Source organism: Bacillus sp. NPDC094106, assembly GCF_044764345.1.
Taxonomy (GTDB): Bacteria; Bacillota; Bacilli; order Bacillales; family Bacillaceae_G; genus Bacillus_A.
In genome coordinates this window covers 131,038-147,018 of record NZ_JBIWHY010000008.1, presented here as the reverse complement: position 1 = coordinate 147,018, position 15,981 = coordinate 131,038, and the positions used below count along the sequence as shown (strand labels likewise).

13 protein-coding genes are annotated in these 15,981 nt (G+C 34.5%); 3 read left to right on the top strand and 10 right to left on the bottom strand.

Features of this window, described 5'->3' with window-relative positions; all coding sequences use genetic code 11:
• The first annotated feature begins 89 nt into the window (after window positions 1–89).
• Complete coding sequence (locus ACIQ7L_RS14095; protein WP_097898643.1) at window positions 90–482, top strand: YueI family protein; 393 nt, start codon at window positions 90–92, stop codon at window positions 480–482.
• A 67-nt stretch (window positions 483–549) separates the two neighbouring features.
• Here the strand turns inward: ACIQ7L_RS14095 and ACIQ7L_RS14090 are convergent, their stop codons facing one another.
• Together ACIQ7L_RS14090 and ACIQ7L_RS14085 are read right to left on the bottom strand one after the other, a co-directional pair.
• Entirely contained in the window at window positions 550–1,974 is a 1,425-nt protein-coding gene (locus tag ACIQ7L_RS14090; RefSeq protein ID WP_400569985.1) for an aldehyde dehydrogenase family protein, read from the bottom strand.
• A gap of 168 nt (window positions 1,975–2,142) precedes the next feature.
• Window positions 2,143–3,498, bottom strand: coding sequence for a hemolysin family protein (locus ACIQ7L_RS14085; RefSeq protein ID WP_400569984.1), 1,356 nt, complete (start codon window positions 3,496–3,498; stop codon window positions 2,143–2,145).
• Between the two features lie 363 nt (window positions 3,499–3,861).
• Between ACIQ7L_RS14085 and ACIQ7L_RS14080 the strand changes: the two genes are divergently transcribed.
• Window positions 3,862–4,332, top strand: coding sequence for a chromosome segregation protein (locus ACIQ7L_RS14080; RefSeq protein WP_400569982.1), 471 nt, complete (start codon window positions 3,862–3,864; stop codon window positions 4,330–4,332).
• Between the two features lie 109 nt (window positions 4,333–4,441).
• On the opposite strand, the gene hcp is transcribed toward ACIQ7L_RS14080, so the two are convergent.
• Both hcp and ACIQ7L_RS14070 read right to left on the bottom strand, forming a co-directional pair.
• On the bottom strand, window positions 4,442–5,728 hold the full coding sequence (hcp, locus tag ACIQ7L_RS14075) for a hydroxylamine reductase (RefSeq protein ID WP_400569980.1): 1,287 nt from the start codon (window positions 5,726–5,728) through the stop codon (window positions 4,442–4,444).
• Between the two features lie 106 nt (window positions 5,729–5,834).
• A complete protein-coding gene (locus tag ACIQ7L_RS14070; protein WP_400569979.1) occupies window positions 5,835–6,431 on the bottom strand; it encodes a hypothetical protein in 597 nt (198 codons plus the stop codon).
• 360 nt (window positions 6,432–6,791) lie between these two features.
• On the opposite strand from ACIQ7L_RS14070, the gene ACIQ7L_RS14065 reads away from it, so the two are divergent.
• Window positions 6,792–7,496, top strand: coding sequence for a YoaK family protein (locus tag ACIQ7L_RS14065; RefSeq protein WP_400569977.1), 705 nt, complete (start codon window positions 6,792–6,794; stop codon window positions 7,494–7,496).
• A gap of 202 nt (window positions 7,497–7,698) precedes the next feature.
• Here the strand turns inward: ACIQ7L_RS14065 and ACIQ7L_RS14060 are convergent, their stop codons facing one another.
• From ACIQ7L_RS14060 to ACIQ7L_RS14035, 6 genes are all read right to left on the bottom strand, one after another.
• Window positions 7,699–9,549, bottom strand: coding sequence for a hypothetical protein (locus ACIQ7L_RS14060; RefSeq protein WP_400569975.1), 1,851 nt, complete (start codon window positions 9,547–9,549; stop codon window positions 7,699–7,701).
• Window positions 9,539–11,353 (bottom strand): AAA family ATPase, encoded by a 1,815-nt coding sequence (locus ACIQ7L_RS14055; RefSeq protein ID WP_400569974.1) that lies wholly within the window; start codon window positions 11,351–11,353, stop codon window positions 9,539–9,541. The genes ACIQ7L_RS14060 and ACIQ7L_RS14055 overlap by 11 nt, the downstream gene beginning before the upstream one ends.
• A 109-nt stretch (window positions 11,354–11,462) precedes the next feature.
• The gene (locus ACIQ7L_RS14050; protein WP_400569972.1) at window positions 11,463–11,723 is read right to left on the bottom strand and encodes a LemA domain protein; all 261 of its coding nucleotides are present in this window, start codon (window positions 11,721–11,723) and stop codon (window positions 11,463–11,465) included.
• A gap of 96 nt (window positions 11,724–11,819) precedes the next feature.
• Window positions 11,820–13,247, bottom strand: a complete 1,428-nt coding sequence (gene arcD, locus ACIQ7L_RS14045; protein ID WP_400570149.1) for an arginine-ornithine antiporter — start codon at window positions 13,245–13,247, stop codon at window positions 11,820–11,822.
• Window positions 13,248–13,464: 217 nt separating this feature from the next.
• Complete coding sequence (locus ACIQ7L_RS14040) at window positions 13,465–14,976, bottom strand: ABC transporter permease/substrate-binding protein (RefSeq protein ID WP_400569970.1); 1,512 nt, start codon at window positions 14,974–14,976, stop codon at window positions 13,465–13,467.
• A 3-nt stretch (window positions 14,977–14,979) separates the two neighbouring features.
• Window positions 14,980–15,933: an ABC transporter ATP-binding protein gene (locus ACIQ7L_RS14035; protein WP_400570147.1), complete on the bottom strand. Its 954-nt coding sequence runs from the start codon at window positions 15,931–15,933 to the stop codon at window positions 14,980–14,982.
• Between the last annotated feature and the right edge of the window lie 48 nt (window positions 15,934–15,981).

Sequence of the window (15,981 nt, the reverse complement as noted above, 5' to 3'; positions counted from 1 at the left end):
TCCCTACATCAACTACCATATATTTAAAATGACTTTTTTTGCATCCTTTTTGATTCTTGCGTACAATAAGAATGAAAGGTGTGAAAAATATGGCAAATAAAAATGTGGAAGATTATCTCCAAGAAGGCATTTATGGCCAAAAGCAAAACAAACCAGAAGAACGTAATATGTATTTAGGCACATTACGTGAGCGTGTAGAAGTCGCTTTAACAATCGGTCAAGTGATGCAAAGCAATGTGTATACAGAAGTAGCCACTAACATGCGCTCTTCTCAATCATTACAGCTATTTATAAATGGCAGCATTACTTACCCACATTTATCAAAATACATTAAATTAGCAAACGAAAAAAATGTCCCTTTCACAATTGTTCAAAATAAAGGTACACATACACCAATTGGTTTAGTTTTAGCTCGTAATACAGCTATAGATAAAGAACAAATTTATGTTGAAGATGCTATTTTTAAACAAGAAATGAAATAACACAATTGAACACAAAAGGTACACTTGTCCAAGTTGCAAGTGTACCTTTTGTTACTGTTTATGCCAGTTATTTTTTAATACAAACTAATTTCATCTCTGTCATTTCTTCAATCGCATATTTAATTCCTTCACGTCCTGTGCCACTTTCTTTCACACCACCGTATGGCATATGATCCACTCTAAATGTTGGAATGTCGTTAATCATGACGCCACCTACTTCTAGTTCATCAATTGCTCGCATTGCTTTCGTTAAATCATTTGTGAATACTCCGGCCTGTAAGCCATATCGTGAGTTATTTACCATTTCTAATACTTCATCAAATGTTTGGAATATATTTACCGTCATAACCGGTCCAAACACTTCTTGACACTGGACAGAAACGTGATTTGGAACATTTGTTAATACAGTTGGTTCAAATATACGCGCGTCGCGTTTTTTACCACCGCACAAAACAGTTGCCCCTTCTTTTACCGCTTCTTGTATCCATAATTCAATACGATTAACATCATTTTTTGAAATAAGCGCAGAAACATCTGTATCTTCATGAAGCGGGTCGCCTACTACTACCTTTTCCATCGCCTTTGTTAATTTCTCAGTGAATTCTTCCATTTTATTTTCATGAACAAATACACGTTGTACGGAAATGCAAACTTGTCCATTATTCACAAAAGCTCCCCATTTCACACGCTCAATTACTTCTTCTGTTAATTCTACATTTTCATCAATCACTACTGCAGCATTTGAACCAAGCTCCAATGTTACACGTTTTAATCCAGCTTTTGCTTTAATACCGATGCCAACCTCTGGACTTCCTGTAAATGTAATTGAAGCCACACGGTCATCTTTTACCAATGCTTCACCAACAATTGAGCCTCGTCCAGATACAATGTTAAAAGCCCCTTTTGGTAATCCAGCTTCTTCAAATAATTCAACAAGGGCATACGATGACAGTGGCGTTTGATCAGCCGGCTTTAAAACTATTGTGTTACCTGCAGCAATTGCAGGTCCAACTTTATGAGCAACTAAATTTAACGGGAAATTAAATGGTGTAATGGCCCCAATAACACCGATTGGCTTCCGAACAGTATAAGCAATACGACCATCTGCTCCTGGTGCTGCATCTAACGGTAAAGTCTCTCCATATATACGCTTTGCCTCTTCAGCTGCAAACTTATATGTTTGTACCGTACGATCTACTTCTCCACGTGCTGCACGAATAGGTTTCGCCGCTTCTTTTGCAATAATTTCTGCAAATTCCTCTCTTCTCTCGTGCATTTTTTGGGCAACTGTTTCTAAAATGGATGCGCGGTCATATGCTGATAATTTCCCCATCTCTTTCGTCGCCTTTTTCGCTGAAGAAATTGCTTTTTGAACATCTTCCTCTGTCCCTTGAGCAATTTCCGCTAGTACTTCCTCTGAGTATGGTGCATACAACGTTTTATACGTCTCTACTCCCTTCCACTCTCCATCTATATATAAATGTTGCTTCATATAAACGCTCCTTTCAAATATATGTATAATCTAAAACTTTTTAAGTACCATTCATTTTATTCGAAAAATACTTCACCTCATTAAAGGTCTGACTTATTTTATTGTAACACGGCCTTCTGGCATAAAAAAACATTTTGCTCACTAAAAAAACTCTGCTAAAAGCAGAGTTTACGAGCTAATTTGTTCTTGTAATGATATAGCTTTTTCAGTTTCTGAAATGAGAATAGGCACTGATGGTTTCGTCACTTCTATCCTCTTAATATAGTGACCATCTAACTCTTTCACACAAAATTTATAGGTTTCAATTTCAACAATATCTCCCTCCTCAACCCCGAGGTTCTTTGTTAAAATCCAACCACCAATCGTATCAACACCATCATCATCAATGGTTAAACCTAATAATGTATTGACTTCACTAACAAGCACTTTTCCTTCTAGAATTGTCTTTGTTTCACTGACACATTGAATTTCTGGTTGTTCATCCGTATCAAATTCATCTTGAATATCTCCAACAATTTCTTCTAATATATCTTCAACTGTTACGAGCCCTGATGTTCCACCATATTCATCAATTAATATCGCAATATGTGTTCGTTCCCTTTGCATTTTTAAAAATAAATCATGAATTGGGATTGACTCAATAACAAGAATAATAGGCCTGATATACTGCTCTACCTTTTCTTTACTAACAGTACCATGCTTCACAAAGTCTGTGAAAATATCTTTAAAGTTTACAAAACCAATCACATGATCTTTATCCCCATCGACAACTGGATATCTTGTATATTTTTCACTTGACATTATTTGTAATGCTTTTTTCACTGGTGTATCTTTATCTAAAATATACATTTCTTTACGTGGTACCATGATTTCTTTTGCAATCCGATCGTCAAATTCAAAGATTTTATTTACATATTTAAATTCAGATTGATTAATCTCCCCGTTTTTGTAACTTTCTGACATTAATAGACGTAATTCTTCTTCCGAATGTACTTCCTCATGATCTTTCGCATTTTGCAAACCAAATATTCTCGTTACATATTGAGCTGATCCGTTTAACAGCCAAATAAAAGGAAAAGTAATCCGATAAAAGAAAATTAGTGGCTTTGCAACAAGCAAACTTACTTGTTCTGCTTTTTGAATTGCAAATGTTTTTGGCGCTAACTCTCCCACAACCACATGGAAAAAAGTAATGAACATAAACACTAGAATCACAGCCATAATCTCTGCAAGCTGGGGAGACACGTTCCAACTTGCGAACAGCACATCAAACATGTGTTTTAACGCTGGTTTACCTAACCAACCAATCCCGAGAGCTGTAACTGTAATTCCTAATTGACAAGCTGATAAATACTCGTCTAAGTTTGTAATGATTGTTTTTACTGACTTTGCATGTTTATTACCTTCTATAATCAAATAATCGATGCGTGAGCCTCTCACTTTCACAATTGCAAATTCTGCCGCAACGAAAAATGCAGATAAGGCAATTAAAACAATCACCATACTTATACTATATATGTCCAAATATGTGTCCTTACTTACGGTGTAAGCAAGGAAGCCACCTCCTACTTAAATTTATTCAAGTGAAGTACCCTTACTTATAATCTTACAAAATTCTACATTCGCAATCACCTTTTTATACATTATATGCATACATAAAAGAAGATATTTATATTTATGATAATCTAAATGTTTTCCCTCCGTCAAATAAGAATACTTACAAAATTCAGACAAAATTCTTTCTTTTTAGAAGCTTTATATGCTTATAAACTCATTTTTGTGAAAAAGCACTTTCTTTGCCGATTCCGCACTTCTTTTGTCATTCTTGAAGGTAACAAGCTTATTACCTCGAAATCATTCAACAGGATATATATAGGAGGGATTATCTTGGAATATAAAACACCCTTTATTGCCAAAAAATTAGGTATTAGCCCAAAGGCAGTGGTCCGGATTGCACAACAATTAAATCTCGAGATAGAAAAAAACAAATATGGCCATTACATTTTTACACAAAGTGACTTAGATCAAATGTTAGAGCATCATTGCTCTCATGTAGATCCAGATTCTCAAACAAAATCTTCAAATGATTTTGAGCAATTCGTGACACAATTAAATGCAATTAACCGGCGATTAGATCAAATGGAAGAACAAATGAAAGATAAAGCAAATGATGTTGTTACTTATCAATTGCTACAACATCGACGTGAAATAGAAGAAATGCTAGACAGAATCCAGAAACTAGAGGCGGATCTTAAGAAAGAAGAACCACTGTACATTACACCTGATATTAAGCCAACATATGAACGGGAAAAAAAACCAAAGCGTCGTAAAATGATTTTAAGTATATTTGGTTTTTAATATTTTTCACTTATGAGTTCGCGTATTCTGATTGACTTCCCCCTAGTTAATCAGAATACGCTTTTTTACTTCATAATAAAAGGATGCCTTATAACAAGGCATCCTTTTATTATGATAACATCATATTCATATCTTCAGTGGCAGTCGTGATCATTTTCAATCCAAATGTCTCTTGCAACACTTGAAGTACACCAGGTGAAATAAATTCAGGTACTTTTGGACCAATACGTATATCTTGAATTCCAAGGCTAAATAACCCAAGTAAAATGGCAACTGCCTTTTGTTCAAACCAAGATAACACAATACTAATCGGCAATTCATTCACTTCACATTGAAAAGCATCCGCTAAAGCAGCTGCGATTTTTATTGTTGAAATCGAGTTATTACATTGACCTAAGTCAATGTAGCGTGGAATCTGCGTTCCTGGTACAACCCCATAATCTACATCATTAAAACGAAACTTCCCACAAGAAGTTGTTAAAATAACCGTTTCCATCGGAAGTGACATCGCTAATTCACGATAATATTCCCCACCTTTTCCTGGAGCGTCACAGCCTGCAATCACAAAGAACCGTTTAATTCTTCCTGCTTTTACTGCTTCAATAATTTCTGGCGCTAACGATAATACCGTATTATGATGAAAACCTGTTAACAACTGTTCGTCCGACTCCATATATACTTCTGGTAACTCCAAGGCCTTTTCAATCAATGGGTCAAAATTATCATTTTCAATTTTTTGAACGCCCTCTAGCCCAGCAATATCATAAGAAAAGAAACGATCAGCATACGACCCTTTAATAGGCATTACACAATTCGTTGTAGCTAAAATCGCACCTGTAAATTTGTCAAAAAGACGTCGCTGATCATACCATGCTTTACCGATGTTCCCTTTTAAATGTTTATATTTTTTTAACTGTGGATATCCATGAGCTGGGAGCATTTCTGAATGCGTATAAATATGAATCCCTTTCCCTTCTGTTTGCTTGAGCAATTCCTCTAAAGCAAATAGATTATGACCTGTAACAACAATCGCTCTACCCTCTACACGATTTTGCGTAATATGAACAGGTTCAGGAACACCAAAGTGATTCGTATGCACCTCATCCAACAATTCCATCACTCGTAAGGCAGCTTTCCCAACTTTCATAGCCATTTCCAAATGTTCTTGTTCATTAAAGTTTGAATTTGTTAATGTCATATATAATGCTTCATGCGTTGTAGCATCTACAAACGAATCTGTATATCCAAGCTGAGCTGCATGAGTACGATAAGCTGCAATTCCTTTTAATCCAAATACAATTGTATCTTGTAAACTTGCAATCGTTTCGTTTTTTCCGCAAACACCCATTACTTTACATCCACCTGTTGGTGTTTGTTCACATTGGTAACAAAACATACAATCCCATCCCTTCCTCAATCAATTCTTACAAATAAAGCGTAATGTATATTGAACGAGAAGGATGTGATATCAATCACAATAATATATAAAAATTTGTGACAATTTAATTTGTTAACATAATATTTTTACTGTATTCCTTAATAAGTGCTTGGGCATGAGCATTTCCTTGAATAATATCTCGAAATTCCTTCAATGAATATAGATGTGTTATTCCCTTTCGAGCATGAATCCGTACAGGTACACCTTGCAACGTATCATGAAAATTAAAGGGATTATCTATTGGCTCAATCGGAAAACCAAGTGTAAATAAATACATATACATCCGTTTTGTAACGACAGCAATATACCATTCCGCTTTCATTTCTAAAGCATGCATAAATAAAATAGCTGCTAGCCTTTTAAAATGTCCTCTTCCCCGAGAGGTTTTCGCAATACTTAACTTTCCTATTTCATAAACATTTTTTAAGTCTTTCACTAAATCATTTTCAGAAAACGGATAGAAAAACTCAGAATTTGATTGTTCAGGCACTACATATCGAATACACTCTACAGTACCGATATAGTGCTGATCTTCTATTAATAAAAATCGTGATGGATTTAAATTACGTTCTACGAACATTAAATCTCTTTCTTCACAAAAATCTCCCCACAGTTGCTCGAACCAAAAATGTTCTTCCTTTGTTTGAACACGCTGGAACATATTTACCCGCCTTTCCCATCGCCGTTCTTTTTTTGACAACGCTTTCATCATCTATCATATAAGAACAAACCTTCGTATGCAACTAAAAATATTTACTACTTATACATTCTATAAAGTAACCAGAATTCCTATTCGACTTTTATTTTTATAAAACGAATAAAATATGTTAAATAATAGTGTTGATTATGGTTAAAAAAATGGGTAGGATTATACATTATATATAATATAGGAAAAAGAAGCGAAATCAAGATAAGTATTGCTAATCTGCTGTGAAAGATTTTAAAGGAATGCCTTTTTCATCTAAGCAGAATATTAATTATAAATAAATATCTTCAATATAAGATACAAGGAGATCATATTATGAAAGATAAACTAACTACGATTCCTTCATTATCTTCAAACTCTGTTCGTTTGGGTGTTTTGTTAGCTATAGTTGGAGGCTTTTTAGATGCTTATACATTCGTCAGCAGAGACAGAGTATTTGCCAATGCACAGACAGGAAATATAGTACTATTCGCTGTAAGAGCAGCTAATGGGGAATGGGAAAGTGCTTTACTTTATATCCCGCCTATTTTAGCTTTTATATTAGGTGTTTTGGTATCAGAAGTAGTAAAGATTCCTCATATAAGACAACTATTGCATAGTTATAGACGTTCTATCCTTATATTAGAATGCATTATTTTAGCCGTTGTAGGTATTTTGCCAAAAAGTGTACCTAACATAGTGATAACAGTATGTATTTCGTTTGTATCATCTTTACAAATCTCTACTTTTAACAAACTAGACAAGTGGACCTACAATTCAACGATGACAACAGGAAACCTTCGAACTGCAACGCAGGCAGCATATTTGGCATTCATAGAACACAATCAAGAAGCGAAAAAACAATTTAAAGAATTCTTTGTTATCATTCTTTCTTTTTTATTTGGTGCATCGTTAGGGACATTTTCCACCACTCATATAGGGAACACATCTATATGGATTGCATCAGGAATTTTAGTGATTGCTCTTATTTTGTATCATAGGGACAGAGGTTATTTGAGAAAACCCTTAACATTGAAATAAAAGTTTTTTTAAATGTTACTTTGATAATACCTCATTATCGCAATTGATTCACTGCCAGTTTCCTCATACGATTTATGTGGGGTGCTGCGCGTTGACAACATTAAAATGGTAGCTCGGTAAAAAATTATTTCAAATTGACAATAAATCCTGAGAAATAATGATTCTCAGGATTTTCTTTTATTCAAAAAGCAAGGAGTCCTTTTTATAAAACGGTATTCTTTAGCCATTTCTCAAAAATTTGTACAAGCCCGTGTTTTCCAGCTAACTTTTCTTTACCTTGCTTCGTTTTATATGGATATAATTGCAAGAAAACACCGCAACCAGATTCAATTTTCTTGCCATGCATATGGCTTCCTGGATAAACACAAATCACTTCGTGAATCGCTCTTCTCTTGAAAATACGTTTCCCATCTTTTTCATCTACATATTTAATAGACCAATATTTATACATTTGTTCCGTTGCTTTTGTATTACCAACAGGCTGAAAAATATTATACATGGGACTATATTTCACTTCAATAATGATAGACGATTCATATTCATACCTTTCTCCTTGTTTTACATAACAATCTAAACGAATATCTGGTTTTTTCGTATCCTCTCCATTATAAAAATGACTTCCCTTACTAAGTGCAATAAGAGGATGTGTTTCAATCAGATCATTAAATGCAATATGAATCTGAAAATCATCACGATTTAAAATAATTGTCGTACCATCTTGTAATCCATCTAAATAAAAATATTTTTGTATTTGTTCACGAATTGGAATTTCGTCTATAAATCCGATCTGTTGTAATATAGAAATAACAATAAAAAAAGCATAATACTCATACACTAAAAATGTTGGCTTATATACAAATAATAACGCTGGAGATTGTTGATTATGATGTGGTAACAACTCTAAGTGAGAGATTAATTGGCGATGAGGTACCGATAAAGCATGTAAAGTGATGTTGGCTTTTTCAGAAATATCTCTCCAAAATGGAGAGTGTAACAAATTTTGAAAATACTGTGCACTTTGATATACAATACGATATAGTATTGTATATTCTTGTATTTTCAAAGAACTTTTTCGTACATCTGCTTCTTTCAACAAATGTATATTCCGATATTTTTGTTTTTCTCTATCCGTCACGGATCCATTACGATCAATCGTTTGCATAATTGTTTTCACAGCTTGGTATTCCTCTTTTTTCATGTGCTTTGTTCCTTCTAATATTTCGATCGTCTTTTGTAAAAAACTCTGCATTTCTAACAAATAATAATAAAATTGTTTCGTTTTAAATTTCAGAAAAGCATTTTCCAAACTATCTTTTTGTTCAACAAACTTACGATTGTAATATTTTCCCCAAGGCTTTCTTTCACCAACTATTACACTTTTTCTCGTAGCCTTTCTTTCTCTTATTTCCCAATCGTACTTATTCATATATTTCGTATTCATTTCCACTTCCTTATAAATTTGTTTTATTTTTTTCATTTTTTGCGGAAGCATTCGAAGTAGTATTAAATATGAAGAATCCTCAATGTCACTAAGTGCTGAAAATGTCTTTTTATAATACCCCCTATCTAAAATCAGTTCATTTAAAATTGATTTCACATAAGTTTGAATCATTTCAAATTGATCATCCAAGAAATTTTTGGGAACAATTTGAAACGCTCCATAATATATTTCTTCTTCCACTTGTACCTCAAAGTGATATAAACCACAGCGCCACGGATAAAAAAAATCAGTTTTTCCATGCTCATATACTAATACTTTTTTCCTTTTTTCATGTAATTCATATTGCGATTCCTTTAAGTTTTTTTGTCCCTCATATACTTTATTCCATATAAATGTAATATGAGCTGGTTTTTGATAATGTAAACATAAGCGTAATGATTTTAACTCCTGCACTTTATAAACACACTGTGAGAGCGCTATAGTAGAGGTACAAAGACGATTCAAAAGAATAAACTCTCCTTTTGCTTCAATCCCTACGATCAATTTTAATACAAATGGGAGCTTCTCCTTTGTATCAACAATTTCAGTCTCATAACACTCCTCATTTTGCATATCCATACAACTCCAGTTCACGCCGTTTTTGCCTTATATAGGCTAAAGAATGTTCAAATGTAGAAACATCATTTGCAAGCGGCGACTGTAACAGTGGTATAAGCATTGCGCCTTTCTTTTCATCTTCAGAAAGAAGAGCACCAATCGTCATTTCTGTTCCACGTAACTTTGTTAACACACGTTGCTTTATTTGTAAGTCAAATCCTTCTTCCCTGCTAATCATATAGGTGTGATTATTTTGAAGTGGGATATTTTGCAAATACGTAGCAATCGCAGCTGCGCATCGAAAAGAAATACCTTTCGATGCATCATATGACGATAATACGCCGTGTAATTTATCTAGCAACTCCAATTCTTCCTCTGAAAAAACGTCAATCATTGCTTTATTTCGTAACCAATTTACGCGAAATTCTCCAGCTGTTACTTTAAAAGGCAAAAGTTGTGTCTCTTTATCTTGCTCCATACTCATTTCACAAAATGGAATTTTTTGAAGGGTAATGAGATTTGTTCGATCTAATAAGCGGTCGGATAATTCTTTCGTTGTTTCGTCAAAGTTTACAGTGCCAATAAAAATAATATTCCCACCAATTTCAATTTTGGATGGAATTGTGTTTTCTATTTCAGGTACTTCCTCATATAAAGTGAGAATACGATTTTTCTTTTCTAATTGAAGGATAGATAAAAACGGTGTAAACCAATGCTCAATATGTGACATATTCATTTCATCGAATACAACCATATACAGCTGATTCGGATTTTCTTTTGCTTTTAATAATGTTCGAACTAACTTTGTGTCACTTTCTATGAAAGTTCCATTTGGATGAAGATAACCAAGTAAATCATGTGGTTCTTGATATGATGGGGATATAGGAATCCATACTAGTTCCTCGCCATAACGTAACCCAAGCGCTTCCGCATAGGCTTGCACAAAACGTGATTTTCCAACCCCCGGTATGCCCGCAAGAATCGTTAACATATTTGTTTTGACACTAATATGAAAATTAAAGACATCAGTTGCATCTATATATAAATCTTTAGCATACACTACGTCCTGTACATACTGTAAAAAAGAAGATTCACGCTCATCCCATTCTTTCTCTTCTTTCTGCGTTTTTATATCTATCACTTCAACTAGTTTCCCCTCTTCTACAACACGTTTTACAAGTTGCTCATATATATTCGCTCTCACAAAATACAAGTGATTATCTACTTCTAACTCTACACACTTGGTCCAATCATCAATTTCGATATATTTACATTCCTTTCTTTGCTCATAATATGCAATTGAACTAACAGAAGGTTTTAATGACAAATTTCCATATAGTCTTCCCTCATGCCACAATAACTCTGGCACATCAAAATCTTGCGGAAACTTCGGCATAAGAAAAGATAAGTAACCATTGCCCAGTTTACGTTCTAAGGATTCTCTTTTTCTATATCCAGGTAGTCTTGGTGAAGGAACAATCTTATATGCATCTAATATTTCTCTCTGCTCTGTACATATTAACTCAACATATAAATTCCCTCTTTCGTAATAAAGCCGAAACAATACCAACTGTCTTTCTAATTTTCTTTTCTTTAAGTCAGCGAAAACTTTCTCATTTTTTTTATTACTATATACACCTTCAAAAAGATATGGTTCATCGGCAAACTGTGATTGCAAAACGGAAGGGATTGGAGAAAGACATTGTACAAAAAAAGTATCCCTCGCTTTCTCTTCCACACCTTCTACAAACCTCCCAAGAAATCTCATGTGATACATTCGCTTTATAAAACTTGGATGAAGAGCTTTATGTAGCTTCAACACACTCACCTTCTTTTTTTCATGCTGTTCTTATTGTATGAACTCCCGCAGAAAACTAGAAACAAAAAACCTGACGTTATCCGTCAGGTTACAAAAAGTAAGACTTATATTAGTGAGAAGGAAAAGCTTTTTTCTCTTGCAAAATAGCATTGTGAGCGATCTTCATTTTAGCAAGTACATACCGTAGTCTATCTTCAGCATTTTCATCCTTATTATGCTGTAAATCCGCCAAAGTCTCTACAGAACCAGCTAAATTTTCAATAACTCCACGCAATTCGGGATGATGATTAAAAAATGACTCTTGTACTAGAACTTTCCGTAATTCACTTGCCAATTCCATAATTCTTACTAATTGTTCTTTCTCTTCCATTTTCATCCCTCCTAAAATATCTTATATATTAGATATTCTGTAAATAAATGCGAACTCCTTGTAATCAAAATAAAAAAGTCCTTCAAGAGGACTTTTCTACATTTTGATATTACCTGTAATAAGCATGTACAGTGATACGATTGCTGCAATAACAATTACAGCCATTGCATATCTCTCCATACCTGAAAAACAACGATTTCCTTTTTCTTTTCGTGCAAATATATAAACAACAAGTCCAATACCATATACAATTGAGACAAGTAGTAAGTTCTTTAAGCCCGCTGCGTAAATCAACCATATAGAATACGCAGATGCAATTAAAGCCAATAATCCATTTTTTAATCTGGCACGCTTCAGTTCCTTTGTAACAACTAATTTCAATTGATACAGTGCTGATAATAAGTATGGTAGTAAAATGGATGTAGATGCAATAAAATACATCATTTGATACGTTGATGCCGAAAACAGAACGATAATAAATAACGTTTGTGCAACACCATTTGAAATCCATAATGCCATATGTGGTGTTTGTTTTTTATTTGTTTTCGTAAAGACTTTCGGAAATACACCATCTTTCCCTGCTACATGAGATATTTCAGAAACAAGTAAGAACCAACCGATTAATGTCCCAACAAGTGACGCAACTAATCCAATATTAATAGCAATTGCGCCCCAAGGTCCAACAACGTGCTCTAATACATGTCCCATTGACGGAGTTTCTAAAGCAGAAAGCTCTTGTCTTGTCATAGCTCCCATTGAAAGCACTGAAATTAAAATATAAATGGACATGACTAAAATGAGTCCGAACACTGTTGCTTTTCCGACATCTCGGCTATTTTTTGCTCTTCCAGATAATACGACTGCTCCTTCCACTCCAATAAATACCCAAAGTGTAACAAGCATCGTATTTTTCACTTGCCCAAGTACAGAAGAAACAGAAATTGTTCCCTCACCCCAGAAATCATGTGTAAACGTATCCCAACGAAACGCTGTAACCATCACTACAATGAATAATAGGATGGGAACTAGCTTTCCAATTGTTGCAATAAAGTTCATAATAGACGCTTCACGAATTCCAACTAAAATCAGAAAGTGAAGTGTCCATAATAAAAGAGATGCACCAATGATAGAAGCTACATTGTTTCCTCCTTTGAAAATAGGGAAGAAATATCCAAGCGTACTAAACAATAGCATAATTGTTGCTACGTTTCCTAAAATCCCTGCAAGCCAATATCCCCATGCACTATTAAAACCAATATATTCACCAAATCCAGCGCGTGCATAACTATAAATTCCACCCTCAAGCTCTGGTTTTTGTCTTGCTAATGTTTGGTATACAAGTGCAAGCGGAATCATTCCCATTGCTGTAATACACCATCCAATTATTGTGGCGCCACTATTTGCACCTACCGCTAAATCATGCGGTAGACTAAATACGCCACCGCCGACCATCGTTCCAACTACTAATGCGATTAATGGAAAAAATCCTAATTTCTTTTCTATCGGTACCACCCCATCTGTCATTCTAGGTGTTATGTTCATCCTTTCAACTATTAAAGTCACCTTTTCTCTAATAGACGTTTCTATTATATTTTTTCAGGAAAACATTACTTATTCTAAAAGAAAATGAACAAAAAGGGAATACTTTTTTGAAAAAATGTATAAGTATGCACGAAAAAACCGTTCATTTTGTAATGAACGGTCATTTTCCAAACATATAATTGTATATTTCTTGTAAAAATTAATGGATTAGCTTTTCTTTTTGTAAAAATTGTTTTGCTACTTTTTCAGCGCTTTTACCATTTACATTTACTTCATAATTCATTTTTCGCATTTCTTCATCTGAAATCTTTCCAGCAAGTTTATTCAATACCTTTTCAAGCTCAGGATATTTTTCAAGTGTCTCTTGCCTTAATAATGGAGCCCCTTGATATGGAGGAAAGAGCCCTTTATCATCTTCTAATACTTGAAGCCCATATTGCTCAAGTTCACTATCCGTAGAATACGCATCAATAACTGTAACATCACCTGATTCAATTGCGCTATAACGTAATTTGGGTTCCATCGTTTTTATATTTGCAAACTGAAAATCATACAATTTTTGCAATCCCTTATAACCATCTTCTCTATCGGCAAATTCTAATGTAAATCCTGCCTTAACATTCGCGGAAATATTTCTTAAATCTGAAATTGTTTTGACATGATACTGCTCCGCAATATTTTTTGGCATTGCTAGTGCATATGTATTATTATATTCCATTGGTTTTAACATTTTCATATGATATTTCTTTTCCATACCTATACGTGCTTGTTCATATACTGCTTCACGATTCGTGCTCTTCGGTTCTTCTTTCACAAAAGTAGATAAAGCAGTTCCTGAAAATTCAGGATATATATCAACTTCTCCTGATTTTAAAGCCTCAAAAACAAATGCTGTTTTCCCAAACCCAGGTTTCAGTTCTACATGTAAATCTGTATCTTGTTCAATAAGTTGTTTATACATTTGAATTAGAATTTCTGGTTCAGATCCAAGTTTCCCGGCAATCACAATATCTTTCTGTTGCGTATTCCCAATAAAGGGTGTAACTATAACTATGACTACAATACATACAGCTGATATAATACGCCCTGAAGAACGTTTTGTACTTTCAAACATCCGAAGTACTCCGTCAAAGAATAAAGCTAATAGCGCAGCTGGTACAGCCCCTAAAACGATGAGAGCATGATCGTTTCGATCAATACCAAGTAAAATAAGTTTTCCGAGTCCTCCAGCCCCTATTAATGCAGCTAACGTCGCTGTTCCAACAATTAATACCATCGCTGTACGAATACCCGCCATAATAATTGGCAATGCGAGTGGAAGTTCTACCTTCCATAATCTTCTCCAGCTATTCATTCCCATTGCTTTTGCAGCCTCAATAAGCGATTCATCTACCTTACGAATTCCTGTATAAGTATTTCGTAAAATAGGCAATAACGCATACACAACTAACGCAATGATTGCTGGAAGCTTCCCAATACCTACTAGTGGAATTAAAAGCCCCAGTAAAGCTAATGAAGGGATCGTCTGCATAACAGCTGATGTTCCTATAATAAACTCGGCAATTCGCTCTCTTCTTGTTAACAAAATACCGAGTGGAACTGCAATTATTACTGCAAAAAATAAAGAAATGAGTGAAATTTGAAGATGTTCAATTAATGCATGAAATAATTCTAATTTTCGTTCTTGAAAGACTTGTAATAATGCAGACACTATTTAGCCCCTTTCCTTCATTTGCCTAACTATATAGTTCACAATATGGCGGCTTGTTAATGTCCCAACATATTGTCCATCCTTTTCAATTGGTACAGATTCTTCTGTCTGCAAGCGAATCAACGCTTCTTGCAGAGGAGACAATAAAGATAGAGGTGAAATGTCATTTTGTCTTTGTTCACTATTCTCAAATGGCAGTATATCGTCAACGTTCTTCCCTTCATACCAAGGGCGACCACGATTCCCAATAAACTCTTCTACAAAATCATTCGCTGGATTATGTATAATTCCTTCTGGTGTATCTAATTGAACAATTTTCCCTTTTTTCATTACACAAATACGATCACCAAGTGATAATGCTTCTTGCATATCGTGCGTTACGAAAACAATTGTTTTTTGAATTTTTCTCTGTAATTTCACAATATCTTTTTGTAACTGTTCACGGCTTAATGGATCTAGTGCACTAAATGGTTCATCCATTAGAACAATCTTCGGATTGGCTGCTAGTGCCCGTACAACTCCCACACGCTGCTTCTGTCCACCAGATAGTTCATCCGGCATACGATCCCGATATACATCTGGATCTAATCCAACCATATCAAGCAACTCATCTACCCGTTCCCGGACTTTCTCTTTACTCCATTTTCGCATTTCAGGTACAATCGCAATATTTTCAGCAATTGTCATATGAGGAAACAAAGCGATTTGCTGCAAGACGTATCCAATGTCCCAACGCAATTCATGAATGTTATAATCTTGAATGTTTTTTCCATCAATAGAAATCGATCCTTCTGTCGTTTCAATTAGACGATTAATCATTTTCATTGTCGTCGTTTTCCCGCACCCACTCGGTCCAATGAGAACAAAAAATTCTCCTTTTTTAATTTCTAAATGCAATGAATCCACTGCTTTCGTACCATCTTCATATGCTTTTGACACATGATTAAATTGAATCACAAATACAACTCCCTTATTATTGTTTCTTTCATTTTGATGGAATCTAGC

Excerpts from the sequence above, each read along its gene's own strand:
- ACIQ7L_RS14060 (WP_400569975.1), bottom strand. The coding sequence starts at position 9,549 with ATGCAAAATGAGGAGTGTTATGAGACTGAAATTGTTGATACAAAGGAG.
- hcp (WP_400569980.1), bottom strand. The coding sequence starts at position 5,728 with ATGTTTTGTTACCAATGTGAACAAACACCAACAGGTGGATGTAAAGTA.
- ACIQ7L_RS14070 (WP_400569979.1), bottom strand. The coding sequence starts at position 6,431 with ATGTTCCAGCGTGTTCAAACAAAGGAAGAACATTTTTGGTTCGAGCAA.
- ACIQ7L_RS14065 (WP_400569977.1), top strand. The coding sequence starts at position 6,792 with ATGAAAGATAAACTAACTACGATTCCTTCATTATCTTCAAACTCTGTT.
- ACIQ7L_RS14095 (WP_097898643.1), top strand. The coding sequence starts at position 90 with ATGGCAAATAAAAATGTGGAAGATTATCTCCAAGAAGGCATTTATGGC.
- ACIQ7L_RS14090 (WP_400569985.1), bottom strand. The coding sequence starts at position 1,974 with ATGAAGCAACATTTATATATAGATGGAGAGTGGAAGGGAGTAGAGACG.
- ACIQ7L_RS14050 (WP_400569972.1), bottom strand. The coding sequence starts at position 11,723 with ATGGAAGAGAAAGAACAATTAGTAAGAATTATGGAATTGGCAAGTGAA.
- arcD (WP_400570149.1), bottom strand. The coding sequence starts at position 13,247 with ATGACAGATGGGGTGGTACCGATAGAAAAGAAATTAGGATTTTTTCCA.